Origin of the sequence: Pseudomonas gorinensis (assembly GCF_042015035.1) — a bacterium.
Lineage (GTDB): Bacteria > Pseudomonadota > Gammaproteobacteria > Pseudomonadales > Pseudomonadaceae > Aquipseudomonas > Aquipseudomonas gorinensis.
The window spans coordinates 4,996,667-5,019,604 of record NZ_CP167125.1; the positions used below are offsets into that span (position 1 = coordinate 4,996,667).

The 22,938-nt window shown below is 61.8% G+C and carries 18 protein-coding genes; 10 read left to right on the forward strand and 8 right to left on the reverse strand.

Annotation, left to right across the window (positions count from 1 at the left end; translation table 11 throughout):
* Positions 1-8: 8 nt before the first annotated feature.
* The 8 genes from AB7933_RS22585 to AB7933_RS22620 all read left to right on the forward strand — a co-directional run bounded on the left by AB7933_RS22585 (position 9) and on the right by AB7933_RS22620 (position 9,737).
* Positions 9-1,190 carry an MFS transporter gene (locus AB7933_RS22585; RefSeq protein WP_041160978.1) on the forward strand — a complete coding sequence of 394 codons (1,182 nt, stop codon included), beginning with the start codon at positions 9-11 and terminating at the stop codon, positions 1,188-1,190.
* A 35-nt stretch (positions 1,191-1,225) separates the two neighbouring features.
* Complete coding sequence (locus AB7933_RS22590) at positions 1,226-2,671, forward strand: carotenoid oxygenase family protein (protein ID WP_024076438.1); 1,446 nt, start codon at positions 1,226-1,228, stop codon at positions 2,669-2,671.
* Between the two features lie 229 nt (positions 2,672-2,900).
* Complete coding sequence (locus AB7933_RS22595) at positions 2,901-3,752, forward strand: fumarylacetoacetate hydrolase family protein (protein WP_024076439.1); 852 nt, start codon at positions 2,901-2,903, stop codon at positions 3,750-3,752.
* Positions 3,753-3,755: 3 nt separating this feature from the next.
* Positions 3,756-4,577, forward strand: a complete 822-nt coding sequence (locus tag AB7933_RS22600; RefSeq protein WP_024076440.1) for an IclR family transcriptional regulator — start codon at positions 3,756-3,758, stop codon at positions 4,575-4,577.
* Between the two features lie 21 nt (positions 4,578-4,598).
* Positions 4,599-6,245, forward strand: coding sequence for a bifunctional 3-(3-hydroxy-phenyl)propionate/3-hydroxycinnamic acid hydroxylase (locus AB7933_RS22605; RefSeq protein WP_024076441.1), 1,647 nt, complete (start codon positions 4,599-4,601; stop codon positions 6,243-6,245).
* Between the two features lie 22 nt (positions 6,246-6,267).
* On the forward strand, positions 6,268-7,116 hold the full coding sequence (locus AB7933_RS22610) for a VOC family protein (RefSeq protein ID WP_041160979.1): 849 nt from the start codon (positions 6,268-6,270) through the stop codon (positions 7,114-7,116).
* A 72-nt stretch (positions 7,117-7,188) separates the two neighbouring features.
* Positions 7,189-8,667, forward strand: coding sequence for an aldehyde dehydrogenase family protein (locus tag AB7933_RS22615; RefSeq protein ID WP_024076443.1), 1,479 nt, complete (start codon positions 7,189-7,191; stop codon positions 8,665-8,667).
* A gap of 71 nt (positions 8,668-8,738) precedes the next feature.
* A complete protein-coding gene (locus AB7933_RS22620) occupies positions 8,739-9,737 on the forward strand; it encodes a helix-turn-helix domain-containing protein (RefSeq protein WP_024076444.1) in 999 nt (332 codons plus the stop codon).
* 86 nt (positions 9,738-9,823) lie between these two features.
* Here the strand turns inward: AB7933_RS22620 and AB7933_RS22625 are convergent, their stop codons facing one another.
* The 4 genes from AB7933_RS22625 to AB7933_RS22640 form a co-directional block, all read right to left on the reverse strand.
* Complete coding sequence (locus tag AB7933_RS22625; RefSeq protein ID WP_024076445.1) at positions 9,824-10,525, reverse strand: MlaA family lipoprotein; 702 nt, start codon at positions 10,523-10,525, stop codon at positions 9,824-9,826.
* Positions 10,526-10,627: 102 nt separating this feature from the next.
* Positions 10,628-12,022, reverse strand: a complete 1,395-nt coding sequence (locus AB7933_RS22630) for an efflux transporter outer membrane subunit (protein ID WP_024076446.1) — start codon at positions 12,020-12,022, stop codon at positions 10,628-10,630.
* The gene (locus AB7933_RS22635; protein ID WP_024076447.1) at positions 12,019-15,153 is read right to left on the reverse strand and encodes an efflux RND transporter permease subunit; all 3,135 of its coding nucleotides are present in this window, start codon (positions 15,151-15,153) and stop codon (positions 12,019-12,021) included. Before AB7933_RS22635 ends, AB7933_RS22630 begins: the two co-directional genes overlap by 4 nt.
* 2 nt (positions 15,154-15,155) lie before the next feature.
* Positions 15,156-16,340 carry an efflux RND transporter periplasmic adaptor subunit gene (locus AB7933_RS22640; RefSeq protein ID WP_024076448.1) on the reverse strand — a complete coding sequence of 395 codons (1,185 nt, stop codon included), beginning with the start codon at positions 16,338-16,340 and terminating at the stop codon, positions 15,156-15,158.
* A 143-nt stretch (positions 16,341-16,483) separates the two neighbouring features.
* On the opposite strand from AB7933_RS22640, the gene baeS reads away from it, so the two are divergent.
* On the forward strand, positions 16,484-17,869 hold the full coding sequence (gene baeS / locus AB7933_RS22645; protein ID WP_024076449.1) for a sensor histidine kinase efflux regulator BaeS: 1,386 nt from the start codon (positions 16,484-16,486) through the stop codon (positions 17,867-17,869).
* Positions 17,870-17,872: 3 nt separating this feature from the next.
* Positions 17,873-18,556 carry a response regulator gene (locus AB7933_RS22650; protein WP_024076450.1) on the forward strand — a complete coding sequence of 228 codons (684 nt, stop codon included), beginning with the start codon at positions 17,873-17,875 and terminating at the stop codon, positions 18,554-18,556.
* A gap of 279 nt (positions 18,557-18,835) precedes the next feature.
* Here the strand turns inward: AB7933_RS22650 and AB7933_RS22655 are convergent, their stop codons facing one another.
* The 4 genes from AB7933_RS22655 to AB7933_RS22670 form a co-directional block, all read right to left on the reverse strand.
* Positions 18,836-19,735, reverse strand: a complete 900-nt coding sequence (locus AB7933_RS22655; protein ID WP_024076452.1) for a LysR family transcriptional regulator — start codon at positions 19,733-19,735, stop codon at positions 18,836-18,838.
* Positions 19,736-19,897: 162 nt separating this feature from the next.
* On the reverse strand, positions 19,898-21,040 hold the full coding sequence (locus AB7933_RS22660) for an FAD binding domain-containing protein (protein WP_024076453.1): 1,143 nt from the start codon (positions 21,038-21,040) through the stop codon (positions 19,898-19,900).
* Between the two features lie 52 nt (positions 21,041-21,092).
* Entirely contained in the window at positions 21,093-22,205 is a 1,113-nt protein-coding gene (locus AB7933_RS22665; RefSeq protein WP_024076454.1) for an alkene reductase, read from the reverse strand.
* A gap of 37 nt (positions 22,206-22,242) precedes the next feature.
* Positions 22,243-22,887 (reverse strand): DsbA family oxidoreductase, encoded by a 645-nt coding sequence (locus AB7933_RS22670; protein WP_024076455.1) that lies wholly within the window; start codon positions 22,885-22,887, stop codon positions 22,243-22,245.
* Positions 22,888-22,938: the final 51 nt, after the last annotated feature.

The following is a 22,938-nucleotide window of genomic DNA, read 5'->3' on the forward strand; positions in this document are numbered from 1 at the left end:
GATGTGTGATGAATGCGCTCGACTCCATCGACAGCAAGCAATCACTGGGCGTTATCTGCCTGATGATGGTCATTTCCCTGGGAACGCTGCAGATCCAGCCGATTCTGGGCGGCGCGTTGATTGATCAACTGGGTGTGCCGCTCAATGCCATCGGCACGATTTTCGCCGCCGAGCTGATCGCGATGGCCATCGCCTGCGGCGCCTGTGCGCTGTTGATGGCGCGTGTCGACCGCCGCCGCTTTGCCCTGGTAGCGTTGTTGATCCTGGCCGCTGGCAACCTGGTCAGCACCCAGCTTCACAGCCAGGCATGGCTGGTGGTCTTCAGAATCATCTGCGGCGCCAGCGGTGGCGCGGTCATGGCGGTGGTATATGCGACCGCGGCACTGCGCAGGTCCAAAGATGCGACCTTTGCGGTGATCAATATCGGCAACCTGTTATGGGGCATGCTGCTGGTCACCTCCATGCCCCTGCTGTTGCGGGGGTTTGGCGTACAGGGTGCCTTTTGCCTGCTGGCCATCACCAGCCTGCTCGCCGCACTGGGTTGCTGGAGAATACCCAGGCACTACCCGGACGCCCAACGCATCGCCCATGGCGCAGCCCGGCCGTTCGGGCTGACGTCGATGCTGCTGATCGCGCTGTTTGCGCTACTGTTCTTCGGGCACTCCGCCCTGTGGGTGTATCAGGAACGCATCGGCAAAAGCCTGGGCCTGGAGCCCCAGCAGATCGGCGCCATCCTCGGTGGCAGCATCCTGGCGGGCGCCCTCGGTGCCGGCCTTTCCGGGCTGATCGGGCGGCGTCTGGGGCTGTTGTTCCCGCAACTGTTGAGCTTCGGCACTGCGTTACTGGCCACCCTGATCATGGTCTACGGCGACAGCACCGTGGCATTCGCCACCACGGCTTGCCTGATTCATATGGTGTGGTTTTTCAGCTTGCCGTACCTGCTGTCCATGGCCGCCGAACTCGACCCCTCCGGTCGATTGGCCGGCCTTGGCAACGCAGCGATTTTCGTCGGTCAGGGCCTTGGCCCCTTTGGCGCCGCGCTGGTAGTCGGCGAAGGGCACTTTCGCGCGGTGGGTTGGCTCGCCGCCTGCGCTTATATGCTGGCCTTGATCATCTCGTGCCTGGTGGTGGCCCGTTTCCGTCGAGGCGTGAAGCCTTGTGGGCAAGCCCTGGCAACCCAATCCGCCTGAACGACGTCAACCAAACCGCTCAATGAGATCACGCAATGAATACGCCATTCCCCAATACCCCCGAATTTTCCGGGGCGCTGTATGCACCCAGCCGCGTCGAGGGCGAGGTGTACGACCTTGAAGTCGAAGGCACCCTTCCCGAGTCGATCCGTGGCACTTTTTATCAGGTGTCGCCGGACCCGCAGTACCCGCCGATGCTCGGCAGCGATATTTTCTTCAACGGCGACGCCCTGGTCAGCGGTTTTTACTTTGAAGGCGGCAAGGTCTCGCTGCGTCGACGCTATGTGCTGACCGATCGCCTGGTCGCTCAACGCCGTGAAGGGCGTTCGCTCAACGGCGTGTACCGCAACGTCTACACCAACGACCCGCTCGCGGCCAAAAACAACACCACCGCCAACACCTCGGTGATCCCGCACAACAACGTCCTGCTGGCGCTCAAGGAAGATGCCATGCCCTGGGCCCTGGACCCACAGACGCTGGAAACCCTCGGCGAGTGGAATTTCGACGGGCAGATCAACTCTGCAACGTTCACTGCCCACCCCAAGCTCGACCCCGTCACCGGCAACCTGCTGGCCTTCAGCTACGAAGCCAAAGGCGACGGCACACCCGACATGGCCTATTTCGAGATTTCGCCGCAGGGAAAACTGCTGCATGAAATCTGGTTCCAGGCCCCCTATGCAGCGATGGTCCACGACTTCGCGGTCACCGAACATTATGTGGTGTTCCCGCTGATCCCGCTGACGGTAGACGTCGAGCGCATGAAAAATGGCGGCCAGCATTTCCAGTGGCAACCCGAGCTGCCCCAGCTGTTTGCCGTGCTGCCCCGCCATGGGCATGCGCGGGACGTGCGCTGGTTCAAAGGGCCCAAGGACGGCTTCCAGGGCCACACCCTGAATGCGTTCGACGAAGGCGGCAAAGTCTATCTGGACATGCCGGTCACCGGCGGCAACATCTTTTACTTCTTCCCCCAGGCGGACGGTTTTGTACCGCCACCGGAAACCCTGGCCGCCAGCCTGATGCGCTGGGTGTTCGACCTCAACAGTGCGCAAGATGAACTGCAACCCCAGGCGCTGACCGACTACCCCTGCGAGTTTCCCCGCTGTGATGACCGCTACATCGGGCGCAAATATGAACATGGATTCCTGCTCGCCTTCGATCCAGAGCGCCCCTACAACCCGTCGAACGGGCCGATGCCGTTCCAGTTCTTTAACCTGCTGGCTCACCTCAACCTCACCACCGGTGTCACCGATGCCTGGTTTCCCGGTGACAGCGGCTGCTTCCAGGAACCCATTTTCATTCCACGCTCCGCTGACGCCGCGGAAGGCGATGGCTACGTGGTGTGCCTGCTCAACCTGATTGCCGAAGGCCGCAGCGAACTGGTGGTGCTGGACGCCTCCGCCATGGCCGCCGGCCCCATCGCACGCATCAAAATCCCGTTCCGCCTGCGCATGTCACTGCATGGCTGCTGGGCACCGCGCTAAATCGTCCCAGCGTTCCCCCTTCCGCGCGTCACGCCCGTGGCCATCCACTTGCTGGAATGGCACGGGCTGCCTGGCATTGCCGGCCTCGATCCGATGATCGAACAGAAAAATCGCATTTATTTCATATTGCAGGATTTATGCATAAATCCCACTTTACAGGATAAATGTTCAGGACTAGATTAACCCCCATTGCCGCCATCTCCCGCTGCCCTTTACGAGAGGACACTTCATGAAACTCGCAAGCTTCATTGTTCACGGCCGTACGACCTACGGTGTGGTCGACGGTGACCAGTTGATTGACCTGGAATCGGTCAAGCCCACCGTTGGCACGGACCTCAAGCAAGCCATCACCGCCCATCGCCTCGGGGAACTGACCCCAGCCGTGCTGGCGTCATTGCCCCGCGTCGCAATCGCGGACGTGACGTTCCTGCCAGTGATCGCAAACCCCGGCAAAGTGCTGTGCATCGGCATCAACTACGCCACCCACGTGCGTGAAACCGGGCGTGACATGCCAACCTACCCGATGATTTTCACGCGCTTCGCCGACAGCCAGGTGGCGCACCTGCAACCGATCATTCGTCCGAAGGCTTCGCACAAACTGGACTTCGAAGGCGAGCTCGCGGTGGTCATCGGCAAAACCGCGCGGCACGTCAAGGCAGCGGATGCATTGGACTATGTGGCCGGTTATGCCTGCTACAACGATGGCAGCGTCCGCGACTGGCAGAAGCACACCATTCAGTTCGTGCCGGGTAAGAATTTCCCCAACACCGGCGGCTTCGGTCCCTGGCTGGTAACGCGCGATGAGATCGGCGACCCGCAGGACCTGGAATTGACCACGCGCCTGAACGGCGAAGTGATGCAACACACCTGCACCAGCGACATGATTTTCAGTGTGCGCCAGTTGATCGAGTACTGCTCCACCTTCACCGAACTGGCGCCCGGCGATGTGATTGTCAGCGGCACCACCGGCGGCGTCGGCGCCTTCCGCGAACCAGCGGTCTGGATGAAGCCCGGCGATACCGTCGAAGTCGAGATAGCCGGCATCGGCATTCTGCGCAACAACATCGCCGACGAGCAGTAAGCCATGCAGCCATTGTCTGAAACAGAACAGCTGTCCGAACAGGACGTCGATAGCAAAGGTTCGAGCCTTGAACGCATGCTGCGGGTACTGGATTTATTCACCGAAGCCAGCCCGATCTGGGCGGTCGACGAAATGGGCGCCGCACTGGGCTATACGCGCTCGACCATCTATCGCTATGTGCGCGAACTGGCCGAGGCGAGCCTGTTGTTTCAGGTCGAAGCCGGACGCTACGCACTCGGCGCGCGGATTATCACCTGGGACCGCCAACTGCGCCTGAGCGACCCCCTGGTGCGCGCCGCACAGTCGCTGGAACACGACCTGCCACGCTGGAGCGAACAACAGGTCTGGCTGATCTGCCGGCTGTTCAAGGACCAGGTGGTGTGTATCCACCAGCATGGCGAGTTGTTCAGTGAGGTCAGCTACTCCCGGGGCTCACCCAGGCCGCTGTTCCTCGGCGCAACGTCGAAGGCGATCCTCGCCAACATGACCTCGCGCCAGCACAACCAACTGTTCCTGGAAAACCCTGATGAAGTGCGCGCCAGCCACCTGGGCCAGACCTGGGAACAGTTCCGCCGCTCGCTGCAGCAACTGCGCCGCCAGGGCTATGTCGCCAGCGCGGCGGAAATCGATCCCGGCGTCTACGGCCTGGCGGCGCCGATCTTCGACAGCGATGGCAAGGTGGTCGGCAGCATCAGTTGCGTGCGCCCGATCCAGCAGCGCGACAACGCCCAGGAAGCGCAACAAGGGGCACAGATGCTGGCCCTCGCGCAGACGCTGTCGCAACGCATGGCGGCGCTGACCCATCGCCCGCCGCAGCCGGACTGAAACCTTTGGAAGGGAATAACAATGACAACCCTCAACAGCTTCAGCACTCAAGTCCTGATCGTCGGCGCCGGCCCCACCGGGCTGACCCTGGCCAACCTGCTCGGCCAGGCCAATGTGGACACCCTGATCGTCGACCGCAAACCCGGCACCGTGACCGAACCCCGCGCCGTTTCGATCGATGATGAATCCTTGCGCACCATGCAGGCGATCGGGCTGGATGACGCCGTTTTACGCGACGTCGTGCCCGGCTACGGTGTGCATTACTTCACCCGCGCAGGCGGCCGTTGCTTTGGCAAGGTCGAGCCCACCGGCAGGTTATATGGGTTCCCCAAGCGTAATGCGTTTCGCCAGCCGCTGTTCGAAAGCACGCTGAAGGTCGGCCTTGAACGTTTTGCCAACCTGACAGCGCGCTTCAATCACGAACTGCTCGAGTTCACTCAAGACCAGCACGGCGTGCGCGCGTTGATCAAGGATGCCGATGGCCAACTGCTCGACGTCAAGGCCAGCTACCTGATCGCCTGCGACGGCGGTCGCAGCCCGGTGCGCAAGCAACTGGGGATCGAGATGGTAGGGTCGAGTTTTTCCTCACGCTGGCTGGTGGTCGACACCGACCAGGACGACGACCCCTTCTGGCAAACCCGCGTGTATTGCGATGCCCGACGCCCGGTGGTGGAAGTGCCCGGCCCGCACCATACTCGGCGCTTTGAGTTCCAGCTCAAGTCGGGCGAAACCGATGCGCAGGTGCTCAGCCCCGAATGCCTGCACACGCTGCTTCGTCCGTTCAAGGGCGATGCCCCGGTGTCTATCGTGCGCAAGACGGTCTACACCTTTCATGCCCGCGTCGCCGAGCGTTGGCAGGTCGGCCGCGTATTTCTTGCCGGCGATGCCGCCCACTTGACCCCGCCCTACGCCGGGCAAGGGATGAACAGCGGCGTTCGCGATGCGCACAATCTGGGCTGGAAGCTGATCGCTGTGCTCAAGGGCCAAATGGCCGCAACCGCCCTGCTGTCCTACGAAAGCGAGCGGCGCGACCATGCCTGGGCCTTGATCAAGCTGGCCCTGAACCTTGGCGTGGTCATGGCGCCGGCCACCGTGCTGCGGGCTCGCCTGATCAGCGCGGCCTTCGCGTTAATCGGCCTGGTGCCGCCGCTGCGCGATTATTTCCTGCAAATGCGCTTCAAGCCCAAACCACGTTTTACCAAAGGCCTGGTATTGCCCGAAGGCAAGGCCGGGAAGCTGGCCTGCGGGCAAATGTTTCCTCAGCCATTGCTGACCGATGCCCAAGGCCACACACAACTGCTGGACACGACCATCGGTGCCGGTTTTGCCCTGATCCAATATGGCGACCCCGCTCTCCAGCGCCTGGATGAACTGCGCCACGGCCTTTGGGACCACCTGGAAGCCAAGCGCATCCTGATCCTGCCCGCGCACGTGCAGGCCCTGCCATCACTGCCCGGCTGCACCGTGCTGCACGACCGCGAGGATGCGCTCAAGGACCTGCTCGGCGACAGCCACACGTTTGTGCTGCTGCGCCCGGATCGCTATGTGGCCGCCATCTTCGACCTGGCCACACAAGACCAGGCCGCTGGCGCATTGCAGTCGTTGTTCGGCATCACCCTGACGAACCATCGCGTGGATCAGCCGGCGATGGCGCCCGTCTACCCCTGAACCTTCAGCCCCAGAGGTGTTTATGCAAACCTTGCAGACTTCCACTCCCGCACGCCTGTGTTACCTGCACCTGGCGAGCAAAGCGCCCCAGCAGCAAGTCGATTTCTATCGGCGCCTGCTGGACATGGACAGCCTGGCGCAAGCCGACGGCAGCTGGCTGCTCCAGGGGCCTCAACGGGCCATGCTGATCTCGCCCGCCGACCATAGCGGCCTGCTCGCGGCGGCGTACGACCTGGGCAGCCAAGCACACTTGAGCGAGCTGCGCACGCGCCTGGTCGGCAACGGTTGTAACGTCGAGGCGCTCGACTCGCCGTTGCTGGAGGCGGGCGCCTTTCAAATCCGTGACCCCCAGGGTCGACAAACCGTATTTGGGGTGTCTCGCGGCGCGTCCACGGTCGACCGCAAGGGCATGCCGGGCCGCCTGCAGCACGTGGTGTTCCAGACCACGGAGCTGGAAGCGATGATCGACTTCTACGTCAACACGGTGGGCTTCACCGTCTCGGACAATGTCGTCGACGAGCAGAGCGGCCAGCTCACCACCTGCTTCCTGCGTTCGGACGATGAGCACCATTCGCTGGCGTTCTTCCGCGGATCGAAAAACGAGTGGGATCACCACTGTTACGAAACCAACGAATGGAACGACATTCGCGACTGGGGCGACCGCTTCGCCAAGGAACGCATCACCTTGTTCTTCGGCCCGGGACGACATGGCCCAGGCAACAACCTGTTCTTCATGGTGGTCGATGCCGATCGCAACCGCCTGGAGTTCTCGGCCGAGCTGGAGATCACCGAGGCCACGCGCCCGCCTGGCGTCTGGCCGCAGGAGGAATACACCCTCAACTCCTGGGGACGCGCCTGGATCCGAAGCTGAATACGCACAACCTAAAGGGTCTGCCCTCACCCACCCTCAATCGACGCGGCTACCTGCCTCAAAGGTAAGACAATGACAACTCCAATACTCGCGGCCTACGCCATCAACGGCGACCAATACATCAACGGCACCTGGCGCGCCGGTGGTTCGACACGACGCCTGGACGACCGCAACCCCTTCAACGGCGAACCCTTGCTGGAAATGCCCCTGGCCTCGGTGGCCGACCTGGATGACGCCTACCAGGCCGCCCAGCGCGCACAGACCGACTGGGCCGCGCTGCACCCGACCGAGCGCGGCGCACAGCTGGAAAAGCTCGCCCAGGTCATCCAGAACCGCCGCGAAGAAATCATCGACTGGCTGATCTGTGAGTCCGGCAGTACCCGCATCAAGGCGGGCATGGAGTGGCAGTTCACCCTCAACCTGGTTCGCGAGTGCACCACCCTACCGATGCAGGTTGAGGGGCGGATCCTGACCAGCTACAAGCCTGGTGAGCAGAGCTTCGTGTTTCGCGAACCACTGGGGGTGGTCGGTGTGATCAGCCCGTGGAACTTCCCGCTGTACCTGAGCATGCGTTCCGTGGTGCCGGCACTTGCGCTGGGCAATACCGTGGTACTCAAGCCGGCCAGCGACACGGCAGTGACCGGCGGCCTGCTGATTGCCCACCTGTTCGAAGAAGCCGGGTTCCCCGCCGGTTCGCTGAACGTGGTGGTCGGCGCGGGTTCGGAGATTGGCGATGCCTTCGTCGAACACCCGATACCGAGCCTGATCTCTTTCACCGGTTCCACCGATGTGGGACGCAATGTCGGACGCATCGCCACCGGTGGCAAGCACATCAAGCGGGTGGCGCTGGAGCTGGGCGGCAACGCGCCGCTGGTGGTGCTGGAGGATGCGGACATCGAGATCGCGGCGCATGCCGCCGTGGTCGGGCGCTTCCTGCATCAGGGCCAGATTTGCATGAGCGTCAACCGGGTCATTGTGGATCGCTCGCTGTATGCCGATTTCGCAGCGCTGGTGGTCGAGCGCGTGCGCAATCTCAAGACCGGTGACCCGGCCCAGGCCGATACGGTGATCGGGCCGGTGGTCAACCAAAGTCAGCTCGACGGTCTGCTGGGGAAGATCGCCGCCGCCGAGCGCGCCGGTCTCAAGCAGTTGTGTGGCGGCCAGGCGCGCGGGCTGGTGCTGCCGGCCCATGTCTTTGGCGAAGTGGGCCCCGACCAGGCCCTGGCTCGCGATGAAACCTTCGGGCCGTTGCTGCCGTTGATGATCGCGCAAAACCAGGCCCATGCCCTGGAGTTGGCCAACGCCAGCGAGTACGGTCTGTCCAGTGCGGTGTTTACCCGCGACATGGCGCGCGGCCTGAACTTTGCCCGTGGCATCGTGGCGGGTATGACCCATATCAACGACATCACGGTCGATGATCAGCCCAATGCGCCGTTCGGCGGCGAAAAGAACTCCGGCCTTGGCCGCTTCAATGGTCACTATGCCTTGGATGAATTCACCCGGGCCCATTGGGTGACCTGGCAAGCCGGGAGCCATCACTACCCGTTCTGATCGTCTGCGAGGATCGGGCAGGGTCCAGCCCTGCCCCGTCTGCCCAAAACAAAAAACAAAAGGCGAAACCAATGAATAATCTAGCCTGTGTGTCCACCGAACAGGTCATGCGCTCCGATCGGCTGATGAAGTGGAAAGAATTCATGAGCGATCATCTGGGCCGCACGCCGGAGTATATAAAGCGCCTGGAATCCACCCACATCGACCCGCTGCACAACGGTAATTTCCAGGGGCGACTGGAATACGGCGACCTGGGCCAGTTGCGTTTCTGCCGCATGACCGCCAGTGCCCATCGCTATTCACGTCACCTGAGCCAGGCGCTCGATGTGCTCGACACCCCGCGTATGCTGATATTGCAAATCGCCGGTGTCAGTCACTTCGAGCAAGGCCAGAAAAGCAGCGCCGTCGCGCCGGACGAGATGCTCCTGGTCGACTGCGGCAAACCCTTCAGCGTCACCAGTACCCAGGGCTGCGAGCACTTTATCCTGCTGTTCCAGGGGGCTGCCGGGCAACTGACCCAGACCGGCGACATGCACTTGAGCGGCCGCAACGGGCTGGGGCGCATGCTGATGCACTTGATCAGCGACGCCTACCACCAATACCCCTTGCTCAACAGCCAGTCGGCGGGGCTGATCGGCGACAGTATCGCCGGGCTGCTGAACAATGCGCTGAAGAACAAGCAAGATGAAAAGCAGCTCGACCATGACTTCCGCTTCTTCAAGCAGAACCGCCTCAAGGCCTACATTGAGCGCCACCTGGCCGACCGCGACCTGAGCATCGAACGCATCGCCAACGCCGAGCAGTGTTCGGTGCGCAGTTTGCATCGGGCATTCCAGGACGAACTGGGGTGCAGCGTCAGCGAGTACATCTGGCAGCGTCGGTTGTCCCGCTGCGCCGAAGACCTGCGCAACCACGAGCAGGCCCATCGCTCCCTCACCGAAATAGCCTACGCCTGGGGTTATGGCAGCAGCTCCCATTTCAGCCGGCACTTCAAGTCGACATTCGGCATGTCGCCCCGGCTGTTTCGTGAGACCGCCAGCGACGCCCGCGCCAACTCCACCGCGGCGTAACCCCAGGCACCGCCCATCCACACCGAGGTCAGGGTGGACGGGCCAGGCAACGCATGCAGGTCACCTCGTGTAGGTCGTCACACGGCTCAAAAATCATCCTTGACGTTTGCGCCCTGGATCTTGAACGCTCGGTTTTGCAGATAAACACTGCGGATAAAGTTGTATTTGTCGCCAGTGATGAGCTTTTCAGATTTCAGGTATTGGGCACGCCCGTCGATCATGCTCACGCCGTACAGGCTATTGCGCGTCGGAACGTCGCCGATGTAACGGACCGGGTTGGCGTAGGCATCGGGCAGGATCGCGGGTGCATCGCGAAGCGTGCTTGGCCCCAGGAATGGCAGTACCAGGTAAGGGCCGCTGTTGACGCCCCAGTGCCCCAGGGTTTGGCCAAAGTCTTGGTCACTGCGTTGCAGCCCCATCGGCGTCGCGACGTCGATCATCCCCACCAGGCCCAGCGTGCTGTTGAGCAAAAAGCGACTGGTATCCACGCCGGCACTGTGAAATTTGGCTTGAAGTACATTGTTAGCCAGGTTTTTCACCTCCCCCAGATTGTTGAAGACGTTATGAATACCGTCCTGGACCCTACGGGGGGTGATGAATTGATAGCCTTGGGCGAGCGGTTTGAGTGCATACGTATCCAACGTGTCATTGAATGCAAAGATCGATCGGTTGAACCCCTCCCATGGGTCCTCGTCGGAATCCGCACGGCACAGCGGTGACAGCGTGATGAAACAGGCGCAGGCCAGTGCCTGGGCGCGACGGCTTAAGGTGAAACGAAAGGCACGCATGTTTATTCCCCAATGAATGAAGTCACCCGATTTGATCCACGCAAGCCGTTCCATCGCTGCGGTTATGTGTGTGTATGCGGCAGAGTCTTTTCGCCTGGGCCTTCAGTTCCAGCCGCCGCCTAACACTTTGTAGAGCGTGATGCGGTTGCTCTGCTCGGTCAGGCGCAGGGTGATCAGGTCTTGCTGTGCGCTGTAGAGGGAGCGTTGCGCATCCAGGGCTTCGAGGTAGCTTTTCGACCCGCCACGATAGAGGGCATCGGAGAGTTCGAAGCTTTTGCGGCTGGCGTCGGTCAGCGCCTGTTGCGCGGCGATCCGGCGATCCAGGGTGCTGCGCACCGCCAGCGCGTCGGCCACTTCACGGAACGCGGTCTGCAGGGTTTGCTGGTAGGTCTGCACCTGGATATCACGTTCGACCTTGGCCGAGTCCAGGGTCGCGCGGTTACTGCCCGCGTCAAAAATCGGCACGCTGATGCTCGGGGCAAAGGTCCAGGCACCGCTGCCGGATTTGAACAGGCCGGCCAACGCCGCGCTGGAGGAGCCGGCATTGGCGGTCAGGCTGATGCTGGGGTAAAACGCCGCGCGCGCCGCGCCGATATCGATATTGGCGGACTTGAGGGTGTGTTCGGCCGACAGCACATCCGGGCGTTGTTGCAGCAGGCTGGAAGGCAGGCCCGCGGGTATCTGCACCAGCACGGCCGCTGACTCCAGGTGCGTGCCCGGCAACAGGGCCTCGGGCACGTCACTGCCGACCAACAGGCGCAAGGCATTGCGGTCCTGCAGAATCTGGCTCTCGTAGGACGCCACATCGCCCCGCGCCGACTCGACCGTGGTCTGGGCTTGGGCCACGGACAGCGCGGAGGAACCGCCCAGGGCATAGCTGCGCTGGGTCAGGTCGTAGGTGGCCAACTGGCTGGTCAGGGTTTCCTGGGCCAGCAGCAGCCGTTCGTTGTCGGCCGCCAGGGTCAGCCAGGCGGTGGCCACTTCGGCCACCAGGCTGATTTGCGTGCTGCGCCGGGTTTCCGTCAGCGCCAGGTAGTCTTCCAGGGCCTCGTCCCGAAGGTTGCGTACCCGGCCAAACACGTCCAGTTCATAGCTGCTCAGCCCCAATTGCGCACTGTAATCGTGGGTGGTGGCCGCCGTGCCGGTATTGGACAACGACCCCGGCGTACGGCTATGGGTGCCGCTGACGCTCGCATCAAGGGTGGGAAACAGGTCCGCGCGCTTGATGCGGTACTGCGCCTGGGCCTTCTCCACGTTCAGGTTGGCCAGGCGCAAGTCGCGGTTATTGGCCAGCGCCAACGCCTGCAACTGCGCCAGGCGGCTGTCGGTGAAGAACTGCTGCCATTTGACGTCGGCGCCCACTTGCCCTTTCGGCAGGCTGGCCGCCGGCAGCCATTGCCCGGAGACGGGCGCTTCAGGCCGCTCATACTGGGGCGCCAGGTTGACGCAGCCGCCCAGGACCATGGCGGCCAGTAAAGGCCAATGTGACTTGATCATGCATCACCTGTCGGGGCAGATTGACGAGCACTGCGCTCGCGGCCGAAACGGCGGCGGATCAGCACAAAAAACAGCGGTACAAAGAAGATCCCCAGCACCGTGGCGCTGAACATCCCGCCCAGTACGCCGGTACCGATAGCCTGACGTCCGGCGGAACCTGCGCCGGTACTCAAGGCCAGCGGCAACACGCCGAACATGAAGGCCAGGGACGTCATCAGGATCGGCCGCAGGCGCTGGCGCACCGCGATCAGCGTCGCGTCGATCAGGCTGTTGCCCTGCTCTTGCAGGTGCTTGGCGAACTCAACGATCAGGATCGCGTTTTTCGCCGCCAGGCCCACGGTGGTCAACAGCCCCACCTGGAAATACACGTCGTTGCTCAACCCCGCGACGCGGGTCGCCAACACGGCGCCAATCACCCCCAGGGGCACCACCAGAATCACCGAGAACGGCACCGACCAACTCTCGTAGAGTGCGGCCAGGCACAGGAACACAAACAATACGGAGAGGGCATAGAGCAGCGGGGCCTGGGAGCCGGATAGCCGCAACTGATAGGACTGCCCGGTCCATTCGTAGCCGATGCCCTGGGGCAATTGCCGGACAATGGCTTCCACCGCGTCCATCGCGTCGCCGGAGCTCACCCCTGGCGCGGGGTCACCGACGATTTCCAGGGAGGCGTTACCGTTGTAGCGTTCCAGCAAGGGTGAGCCGTAACTCCAGGTGCTGCTGGCAAACGATGAGAACGGCACCATTTCATTGTTGCTGTTGCGCACGAACCAATGATCAAGGTCCGCGGCCTGCATGCGCGCGGATGCCTGGCCCTGCACGTAGACTTTTTTCACCCGGCCCTGGTTGAGAAAGTCATTCACATAAGTACCGCCCAACGCCGTCGACAAGGTGGTGTTGATGTCGCTGGTACTCAGGCTCAGGGCCCCGGCCTTGCGGTCGTCGATGCTGACCTTGAGCTGCGGCGCATCGTCCAGGCCGTTGCTGCGAACCCCGAGCAAACGTGGATCCTTTCTGGCCAGCTCAAGAAACTGTTCGCGGGCCGCCACCAGTGCATCGTGGCCCAGGCCAGCGAGGTCTTTGAGTTGCAGGTCGAACCCCGAGCTTTGGCCCAGGCCGCGTACGGTCGGCGGTTGCATGACGAACGCGTCGGCATCCCCGATGCTGGCCAGTGCCAGGGTCGCCCGTTGGGCAATGGCCGCCGCACCCTGGCCGGGCCCACCGCGTTCGTCCCAGTCCTTGAGGCGGATAAACGCGCGCGCGGTGTTCTGGCTGTTCCCCCCCATGCCCAGCCCGCTGATGCTGATCATCGCTTCGACTTCGGGCTGTTTGAGGATGTAGTCCTCGAACTGCTTGATCACCGCCTGGGTGCGGCTGTCCGTCGCGCCGACCGGCAACTGGATCTGTGCCAGGAGGATCCCTTGGTCTTCGTCCGGCAGAAACGACGTGGCCAGGCTCATGTAGCCCACCGCCATGACCACCAGCACCCCGCCATAGAGCAGCAGGCTGCGCACCCAACGCCGCAACACCACACCCACCCAACGCTCGTAAGCGGCGCTGGCACGTTCAAAGGTGCGGTTGAACCCGCCGAAGAACCCGCGCTGGGCCGCATGCCCCTGGCCATCGTGGGTTTTGAGCAACGAAGCGCACAGCGCGGGGGTCAGCGTCATCGCCACCAACACCGAGAGGACCATGGCCGAGACAATGGTCACCGAAAACTGCCGATAGATAATCCCGGTGGAACCGCCGAAAAACGCCATGGGGATAAACACCGCGCTCAGCACCAGCGTGATGCCGACCAGTGCGCCGCTGATTTCGCGCATCGATTGACGCGTGGCCGCCACAGGCGATAGCCCCTCCCCCATCAGCCGCTCAACGTTTTCGACCACCACAATGGCGTCGTCCACCAGCAAGCCAATCGCCAGGACCATGGCAAACATCGTCAAGGTGTTGATCGAATAGCCAAACATCGCCAACACGCCGAACGTGCCCAGCAACACCACCGGCACGGTAATCGCCGGGATCAGCGTCGCGCGCAGGTTTTGCAGGAACAGGAACATGATCAACACCACCAGCACGATGGCCTCGCCCAAGGCCTTGACCACTTCCTCGATGGACAGGCTGACAAACGGCGTGGTGTCGTAGGCAATCACGTTTTTAAGCTGCATTTCAGTCGGGTAGAACGGCTCCATCTCCTTGAGCTTGGCCTTGACCGCCTTGCCGACGTTCAGCGCATTCGCGCCTGCCGCCAGTTGCACCCCCATGGCCGCCGCGGGCTTGCCGTTGAGGGCGGTGCTGATGTCGTAGCTTTCGCTGCCCAGTTCCAGGGTCGCGATATCGCCCAGCAACACCACGGCACCGTCGCTGCTGGACTTGACCACCACATCACGAAAGGCTTCGACGGTCTGCAGTTTGCTGCGGGCGCTGATCGTGGCGTTCAACTGCTGCCCCTTGATCGCCGGCAATGCCCCCAGTTGCCCGGCGGAGACTTCGGTGTTCTGCGCCTCCAGGGCACTGCTGACGTCCGAAGGCATCAGCGCGTACTTTTCCAACAGGGCCGGGTCCAGCCAGATACGCATGGCATAGCCTGCCCCCAATGTCTGCACATCGCCGACCCCGTCTATGCGGCTGATGGAGTCCAGCAAGGTGGTGGAAATGTAGTCGCCGATCTGGGTGCCGGTCACGCTGGGGTCATCCGATGCCAGGGCGACAATCATCAGGAAGTCCGAGCCGCCCTTGGTCACGGTCAGGCCTTCGCTTTGTACCGATTGCGGCAGTCTCGACTCGGCTTGTTGCAGCTTGTTCTGTACCTGCATTTGGGCGACATCCGGGTCGGTGCCGGCGGTGAACGTCAAACTGATGCTGGCACTGCCCGCCGAACTGCTGGTGGCCGACATGTAGGTCAGGTTGTCCAGGCCTTTCATCTGCTGTTCGATGACCTGGGTCACCGAGTCTTCCACGGTCTTGGCCGAGGCCCCGGTGTAGGTCGCGGAAATCTTCACCGTGGGTGGCGCGATGTCCGGGTATTGCTCCAACGGCAACTGGCTGATGGAGAGGCTGCCACCGAGCATGATCACGATGGCGATGACCCAGGCGAAAATCGGTCGATCAATAAAAAAGTGCGCCACGCTTAACCCTCCTTCACAGGGGTGGGTGGCGTGGCCGCTTGCGCGCTGGCGTCCTGCGCCTGGACTGCGGCACCGGCACGGACTTTTTGTCCGCCTTCGACAATCAACTGGTCACCCGCCTTGAGGCCTGCCGTGACCCACCATTGATTGCCCACCGCGCGATCAATGCTCAGCTGACGTTGTTCCACCTTGCCGTCGACCACCAGTAGCGCCGTGGTCACACCGCTGGCGCTGCGGGTCACTGCTTTTTGCGGAACCAGAATGGCCTGGTCATTGCGGGCCTGCTCCAGCACCGCGCGGACATACATGCCCGGTAGCAGCAGGTGGTCTGGATTGGCGAACTCCGCGCGCAGGGTGACGGTGCCCGTCCCCTCGTTGACACTGACGCCGCTGACCTTGAGCCGCCCTTGCTGGTTGTAAGTGCTGCCATCGTCCAGCTTCAGGCTGACCCGCGCCTGGCCGTCACCGTTGGACTGCAACACGCCGCTGGCCAGGTCCCGCTTGAGCCGCAGCAATTGCGTGGTCGATTGGGTAACGTCCACATAGATCGGATCGAGTTGCTGCACCGTGGTCAATGCACTGTCCTGATTGGCCACCACCAGCGCGCCAGGGGTCACGGTGGACGTTTCGATGCGCCCGCTGACCGGCGAGGTGATACGTGTGTACGCCAGGTTGATCCGGGCAGTTTCGACTTCCGCCTCGGCGACTTGCACATCGGCGGCAGCCGTCAGCAAGGTCGCCTGGGCGTCCTCGTTATCCTGCTGGCTGATGGCATTGATCTTCACCAGTTCCGCGTCGCGCCTGGCGGTGCTCTGCGCCGATTTAAGCGTGGCGCGAGCCTTGGCCAGGCTCGCCTGGGACTGCGCCAGCGCGGCGGTATAGGACGCCGCATCCAATTGGTACAGGGCCTGCCCGACCTTGACATCCGCGCCCTCGACAAACAGTCGCCGCTGGACGATGCCGCCCACCTGCGGACGGATCTGCGCCACCATGAACGCCTGGGTGCGCCCCGCCAACTCAGTGGTCAGCACCTGGCTCTGGGGCTTTATGCTGATCACCGAGACTTTGGGGGTGACCGCTTCAGGCGCCGGCTCGCCACCGGAGCAGCCACCCAACATGACCAGAATGATCAACGACAGGAAAACCGCGGCGGTTACCAGGAATTTGGCGATTATTTTCGTGGACATAGCTGCCTCTGCAAGACGGAATGGCTTGAGTCAGCGCCATCCTGCGAGGCAAATGTGCAGGAAAATTGAAGATTGCCCGACCGGGTTGAATCTTTCCGTCGCCAGGGCCTAAATGGTCCATCCATTCTTAACGGCCCACCTGCATGAAGTTGAGTATCTCCACCAAGCTGTTTATCGCGGTACTGGCCGGTGTGCTGCTGGTCATCCTGAGCATGGGCTTGGCGACGAGCTGGAGTTTTGGGCGCGGCTTTCTCGGGTATCTCAATGAGCAGGCGCTGGACCGCATGGCACCCGTGCTGCCACGCCTGGCCAGTGCCTATGCGCGTGAGGGAAATTGGGAGTTCCTGCGCAACCAGCCGGACCGCTGGTTTGACATTATGCGGCCCGAACTCGGCGAAGATCCGGCGAAGAACGACTTGCGTACCCCCATGGCCTCGGACCTGACGGGCGCGCTGTTTCGCATTGCATTGCTGGATAAACACAAAAAACGCGTGAACGGCTACCCGGATATCGGCAACGACGCCTTGTTGCGCCCGATCGTGGTGGCCGATGAAACCGTCGGCTGGCTGGCCGTGACCCCGTTCCAGAGCGTGACCGAGGCCGGCGGTGAACGGTTCCAGCAATACCAGTTACGCACCAGCCTGGTGATGGGCGCCTTTTCGCTGCTGCTGGCGATGCTGATTGCCTGGTGGATCGCCCGCACGTTGTTAGAGCCGGTCAAACGGGTAGCCGCAGCGACCCATCGCCTGGCCAGCGGCGACTACAGCGGCCGCGTGGCGGTGGCCTCCAATGACGAAGTGGGCCAATTGGCCCGGGACTTCAATCAGCTCGCCTATACCCTGGAGCGCAATGAACAGATGCGTCGTGAGTTCATGGCCGATGTGTCCCACGAATTGCGCACCCCGCTGTCGGTGTTGCGCGGCGAGCTGGAGGCCATCGAGGATGGCGTGCGCACCCTGGACCAAGGCTCGATGAAGTCCTTGCAAGGTGAGGTCGGCATGCTCAGCAAGCTGGTGGATGATCTGTATGAACTGTCCCTGGCGGATGTGGGCGCACTGACCTATCGCAAGAGCGCTTGCGCACTGGAGCCGCTGCTGCGCAACAGTGTGGCGATGTTCCAGGAGCGCTTGCACGCCCAGCACCTGCGCATCGAACTGGACTTGCCATCCCAGCCCCTGGAACTGCTGGCCGACGCCAATCGCTTGCAGCAATTGTTTTCCAACCTGCTGGAAAACGCCGTGCGCTACACCGACCCGCAGGGGCTCATACGCATCCGCGCCGGCCTGGATCGCACCCACGTGTGCATTGACGTTCTAGACTCCGGCCCAGGCGTTTCAGCCGAACAACTGCCGCGCCTGTTCGAGCGTTTCTATCGCGGTGAATCGTCGCGCAACCGCGCCAGTGGCGGGGCCGGCCTGGGGCTGGCGATTTGTCACAGCATCGCCCTCGCCCACGGCGGCAGCCTCAGCGCCGCTCACTCCCCCCTCGGCGGTCTTTGGCTGACCCTGCGCCTGCCACGGAATACCTGACTCATGAGCGACGAAAGCCCGATCCTGATCGTCGAAGACGAACCGAAGCTGGCCGCACTGATGCGCGATTACCTGGTCGCCGCGGGCTACCCGACGCGGTGCCTGGACAACGGCTTGCAGGTGGTGCCGAGCGTGCGCGCCCAGGCACCGCGCCTGATCTTGCTCGACCTGATGCTACCCGGGCGCGACGGTATGCAAGTGTGCCAGGACCTGCGCGGGTTCAGCGCCGTACCGATCATCATGATCACCGCCCGAGTCGAAGAGGTGGACCGCCTGCAGGGCCTGGACCTGGGCGCCGACGATTACATCTGCAAGCCGTTCAGCCCGCGCGAGGTAGTAGCGCGAGTCAAGGCCATCCTGCGTCGCGGCCCCCAACTGCTGACCAGCACACCGCCGCGCCTGCTGATCGACGAAGCGCAATACCGTGCGTCACTCGACGGTATCGAACTGGACCTCACGCCGCTGGAACTGCGCTTGCTCAGCACCTTTGCACGTTCCGCCGGGCGGGTGTTTTCCCGTGACCAACTGCTCGACAACATCTACTCCGACCACCGTGTGGTCACCGACCGCACGGTGGACAGCCATATCCGTAACCTGCGGCGTAAGCTGGAGCAGGCATGCCCTGGGGAAACGCCCATCGAGTCGTTGTATGGGGTGGGCTACCGGTTTCAGCTTTCCGGGGGCTGAGGTTTTGTCGAGGCCAAGACCCGCCTCACCTGGACATCGTCCGCGAGGCTGTTATCAGACTTGATCGCACACGAATTGCCCGCGTGGTGGTGGTTGAGGTGCAAATAGTCCAGTACTGCTTCAAAAGTGCCTTTCGGGATCACAAGCGTTGTATCACCCACGGCAACCTTGACCCGATCAAGCGTCACACTATCAATAATGAACTCAGAACGTCGCGACGGCGTTTGAAGCGTTCCCAAGTCACCCAGCATTGCGTCTTGCCTGATGCACGAGACGCGCTTAGGGCGTGATTATTTCCTGAAGAAACGCTATGAATACATTGATGCGACTGGAGCCACGATGGTTGGGCAGATACAGCGCATTGATGCAGGTGCTTGCACTGCCTGGGTTGACCTCATATTGCTCCAACACCCGCGTCAGCCGACCTGCACTGACATCCTCACGTACCAGCCAATCGGCCAACAGCGTCACCCCGCCACCGGCCAAGGCAGCCTCGCGCAGAATGTCGGCATTGTTGCTTTGCAGCCGTCCCTGCACATTCAAGCGGATGACGTCCTCATCCCCCTGGAATGTCCATTGGTGGTGGCCCATGCGGTAATCGAAACGTAAGCACTGGTGCTCCAGCAAGTCGCAAGGGTGTCGGGGCAGTCCGGTTCGTGCCAGGTATTCGGGACTCGCCACAACCCAGCGCTGGAACTCGCCCAACTGCCTGCTGATGATGTCGTCGCTGACAACCGATGAACCGAGACGTACCGACACATCAATTTGTTCGCTGAGCAGGTCACTGATCTCGTCGCTCAGCAAGAGACTGATTTCCAGACCGGGATGGCGTTCAAGCAGCCGCCCCAAGTGCGGGGCGATGATTCGCCGGCCGAACTCCACCGGGACACTGACCCGCAGACGCCCCTGAGCTTCGCTGCCACGATCGGCAACGACGGCATCCGCTTCATCGATGGCCTCCAGGATCGCCACGGCCTTATCGAAATAGTGCTGCCCCGCCACTGTGACGCTCGTATTGCGCGTGGTGCGGTTGAGCAGGCTGGCGCCCAACTCACTTTCCAGCCCCGCGACCTGCCGCGTCACCGACGACGTGGAGATGCCGAGCTTACGCGCTGCAGATGAGTACCCCCCACAGCGTACCGTTTCGACAAACATTTTCAGCGCAAGCAACTTGTCCATGAACGGACTCCGAAATCGAAAGGTAAAGGTGGCGACTGTGCATGACCAGGCAATGGGAATCTTGCATGGCTGTGCTCAATGGCCTGATTAAAGAGGCCTGCGACTTGATCAATAGAGTGGCATCCCGGGGCAGGTACAGGTTGGCCGGTGTGAACCGCACCATCAGGCTTGCGCGATGCCCATGATCCGATTGCCCATATTCACTCCCCAATCCGCCATGCGCTTGCCTTCTGCAAGTTGCTGTCGCTGCCAGGCCAGCAGTGCATGATCGAGGTCGCCGCTGTCATCGATTGTTTGCGCCAGGGACAGTGCATTGCGGGCGGCCTTGGCCGTGCTTCCGGCGGTATGAGGACGCGGCACAAAAGCGGCATCCCCCGTCAACAGCACACGGCCAAACACCATTTGCGGGACGTTGAGATCAAGGATCGCCTGCACAAAAATATCCTTGGTCTGGCGAATCAGTTCCCGAAAAGCCGGGTTCGCCTGCCGCTCACCCATTTCCCGAATGTAAGCATCCTGCCCCGTGGCCAAGGCCCCGGGTGGAATGGAGTGACTACGCCGATGGCCATTGCGGTCAGTGAGCACAGCGTCCAGTTCCGGCCCTTGTGCAGCTTTCAAATACCACAGCCAATTGAACCGACGCTCGCCAGGATTAACGGAGCCATTCACGCCCGGGACCATGTATTCCAGCATCAGCGATTCAGGGTCCTGTTGAAAAACAAAGTCCTCGTAAAGCTGCGTTTTGGCGAAGTCTGGAAGTTGCTCTTCATCGACCAGCCCGCGCCACACCACATACCCCGAATAAGTAGGTACAGCTCCAGGCAGCACCATGCTTCGTACGGTTGAACCCGCGCCATCGGCACCAATCAGCAGGTCAGCCTCTGCACTGCCGCCATCTGCAAAAGTCGCAGTCACCCTGTGCTCATTCTGGGTCAGATCCACCAACGTCTTGCCACGGTGATAATGCTCGGCAGGAAACGCAGAAAATAATGCGCTGTATAGCGTATTCCAGGACGTCTGGGTTTGCGGCATCGGCTCTTTATGCACGATGCTACCGACTCGATCCAGATAGAGACGATCATGGGACCGGACGCCGAGCGCACCTGCCGGATGAATGCCCGCATAGCGAAAATGGTGCAGGACATCCGCCTGCAAAACGATGCCCCCGCCACGACTGTCCATCGCCGCAGGGGATCGCTCGTAAATATCGACCTGCCAACCAATCGCGCGTAACGCCGTGGCGGCGAACAGCCCTCCCAGGGAACCACCAATGACCAAGGCCTTCGGAACACCTGAACGCTTCATTACCTTTCTCCTCGTTGCCGGGTGATTTCCCCGGCTGCGGTTTAGCGTTGCGTTATGCCAACACCGGATAGTCGATGTACCCCTTGGCGTCGCCGCCAAAAAAGCTGTTGCCGTCAGCCACGTTGAGTTCGTTGCGACCGCGCAAGCGAGCCGGTAAGTCGGGGTTGGCAATGAACGGGCGACCAAACGCGATGAGGTCCGCACGGCCCTGCGCAATGGCCTGTTCGGCCGTTTCGCCGGAGTAGCCTCCCGCCAACATCAGAACGCCGTGGAAGTCATTACGCAGTTGCTTGATGATCGCGTCCCAGCGTGGGTCGTTACTTTCATCGAGCACTGTGCCAACCATCATCGGTTCTACCAGGTGCAGGTACGCGAGATTCCAGTGATTGAGCCGGGATGCGATGTAGCCAAAGGTTTGTTCCGGGGTGTCATCGCCCATCCCCATGAAACGTCCCATCGGTGTCAGGCGGACAGCTACGCGTTCGGCGCCTACTTGCGCGGTCACGGCGTCCACGACTTCAAGCAGCAACCGGGCACGGTTTTCGATACTTCCCCCGTAGCGATCACTTCGCTGATTGCTGGCGCTGTTGATGAATTGGTCGAGCAGGTAACCATTGCCGGCGTGAATTTCCACACCGTCCATACCCGCCAGGATCGCGTTGCGAGCGGCCTTGCGGAAGTCGGCAACGATCGCTTCGATCCCGGGAATGTCCAGCGCTTGAGGGACAGGTACATCACCCCATACGCCCTCGCCCTCTTCATTGAGGATGAAGGTCTTGCCGGGCACCGGTTGCGCGGTCGGCGCCACCGGCAAGCCGCCGCCAGGCTGGAACACCGGATGCGACACTCGCCCCACATGCCAGAGCTGCAGGAAAATGCGCCCGCCTTCTGCGTGCACGGCCTCGCTGACCGCCTTCCAGCCCTGGATCTGCTCGTCGCTATGGATGCCGGGGGTCCAGGCGTAACCCTGGCCCTGCTGCGAAATCTGCGTAGCCTCGGTAATGATCAATGCGGCACTGGCACGCTGACGGTAGTACTCGACGTTCATCGATGTCGGTACGTTGCCAGGTTGCCCCGCCCGCGAACGAGTCAGAGGCGCCATGGCGACGCGGTGCTTAAGGGTGAGTTGGCCAAGTTTGATCGGGCTGAACAAGTGATGAGTCATGATGATTTCCTGAATGAATAGGGATTGGAAAAACGCCTTAAGCGGCTTCGCTTCGTTTCAGTATCCGGGTCATTATTTCGACGGGCTGGGCGCCACTGATCACGTCATCTGCGATCTGAATGCTGGGCACCGAGCGCACACCGGACGCCTTGGTTTGGGCTTCGAGCTTCAAGACTTCAGCCGTGCCTTCATCGGACTTGAGAAAGTCGACAATGACCGCTCGGTCCTGCCCGGTTTCGGCAGCGATGTCGGCCAGTATCGTGAGGTCGCCGATATCCCGCCCCTCGCCGAAGTACGCCTTGAAAATGGCCTTGACCAGCGTCGACGCGTCTCGACCCGCCTGTTGCTCGCGCCATACCAACCGATGCGCGGCCAGGGTGTTGGGCGTTTTTTTGACTCGCTCGTAATCGAACTCAAGCCCGACCGCCTTACCGGCGTGGGTGACCTGTGCGTCCATCGCCTGGCTACGTGCCCAACTGCCGAATTTGCCAGAGCGATAGACTTTGCGATCCATGCCTTGAACGGGCATGTCAGGGTTCAACTGATAAGGCAGGAAGCCGATGGGTCGGTCCGTTGATAAACCCGAAGCAGCCAGAGCGCGTTCGAGATGTTCCTCACCGATCCAGCACCATGGGCAGATGAAGTCGTAAGTCACTTGAATTGTGGATGAGTGCAAACTCATGACGGTCTCCGTGGTTGAGTGTTTCACCCCCCCAAGGTAGGGGCCGGAGCG

What these genes read in the sequence shown, in the direction of transcription:
- AB7933_RS22585 (WP_041160978.1), top strand. Translation starts at nt 9, where the DNA reads ATGAATGCGCTCGACTCCATCGACAGCAAGCAATCACTGGGCGTTATC.
- AB7933_RS22590 (WP_024076438.1), top strand. Translation starts at nt 1,226, where the DNA reads ATGAATACGCCATTCCCCAATACCCCCGAATTTTCCGGGGCGCTGTAT.
- AB7933_RS22595 (WP_024076439.1), top strand. Translation starts at nt 2,901, where the DNA reads ATGAAACTCGCAAGCTTCATTGTTCACGGCCGTACGACCTACGGTGTG.
- AB7933_RS22600 (WP_024076440.1), top strand. Translation starts at nt 3,756, where the DNA reads ATGCAGCCATTGTCTGAAACAGAACAGCTGTCCGAACAGGACGTCGAT.
- AB7933_RS22605 (WP_024076441.1), top strand. Translation starts at nt 4,599, where the DNA reads ATGACAACCCTCAACAGCTTCAGCACTCAAGTCCTGATCGTCGGCGCC.
- AB7933_RS22610 (WP_041160979.1), top strand. Translation starts at nt 6,268, where the DNA reads ATGCAAACCTTGCAGACTTCCACTCCCGCACGCCTGTGTTACCTGCAC.
- AB7933_RS22615 (WP_024076443.1), top strand. Translation starts at nt 7,189, where the DNA reads ATGACAACTCCAATACTCGCGGCCTACGCCATCAACGGCGACCAATAC.
- AB7933_RS22620 (WP_024076444.1), top strand. Translation starts at nt 8,739, where the DNA reads ATGAATAATCTAGCCTGTGTGTCCACCGAACAGGTCATGCGCTCCGAT.
- AB7933_RS22625 (WP_024076445.1), bottom strand. Translation starts at nt 10,525, where the DNA reads ATGCGTGCCTTTCGTTTCACCTTAAGCCGTCGCGCCCAGGCACTGGCC.
- AB7933_RS22630 (WP_024076446.1), bottom strand. Translation starts at nt 12,022, where the DNA reads ATGATCAAGTCACATTGGCCTTTACTGGCCGCCATGGTCCTGGGCGGC.
- AB7933_RS22640 (WP_024076448.1), bottom strand. Translation starts at nt 16,340, where the DNA reads ATGTCCACGAAAATAATCGCCAAATTCCTGGTAACCGCCGCGGTTTTC.
- baeS (WP_024076449.1), top strand. Translation starts at nt 16,484, where the DNA reads ATGAAGTTGAGTATCTCCACCAAGCTGTTTATCGCGGTACTGGCCGGT.
- AB7933_RS22650 (WP_024076450.1), top strand. Translation starts at nt 17,873, where the DNA reads ATGAGCGACGAAAGCCCGATCCTGATCGTCGAAGACGAACCGAAGCTG.
- AB7933_RS22655 (WP_024076452.1), bottom strand. Translation starts at nt 19,735, where the DNA reads ATGGACAAGTTGCTTGCGCTGAAAATGTTTGTCGAAACGGTACGCTGT.
- AB7933_RS22660 (WP_024076453.1), bottom strand. Translation starts at nt 21,040, where the DNA reads ATGAAGCGTTCAGGTGTTCCGAAGGCCTTGGTCATTGGTGGTTCCCTG.
- AB7933_RS22665 (WP_024076454.1), bottom strand. Translation starts at nt 22,205, where the DNA reads ATGACTCATCACTTGTTCAGCCCGATCAAACTTGGCCAACTCACCCTT.
- AB7933_RS22670 (WP_024076455.1), bottom strand. Translation starts at nt 22,887, where the DNA reads ATGAGTTTGCACTCATCCACAATTCAAGTGACTTACGACTTCATCTGC.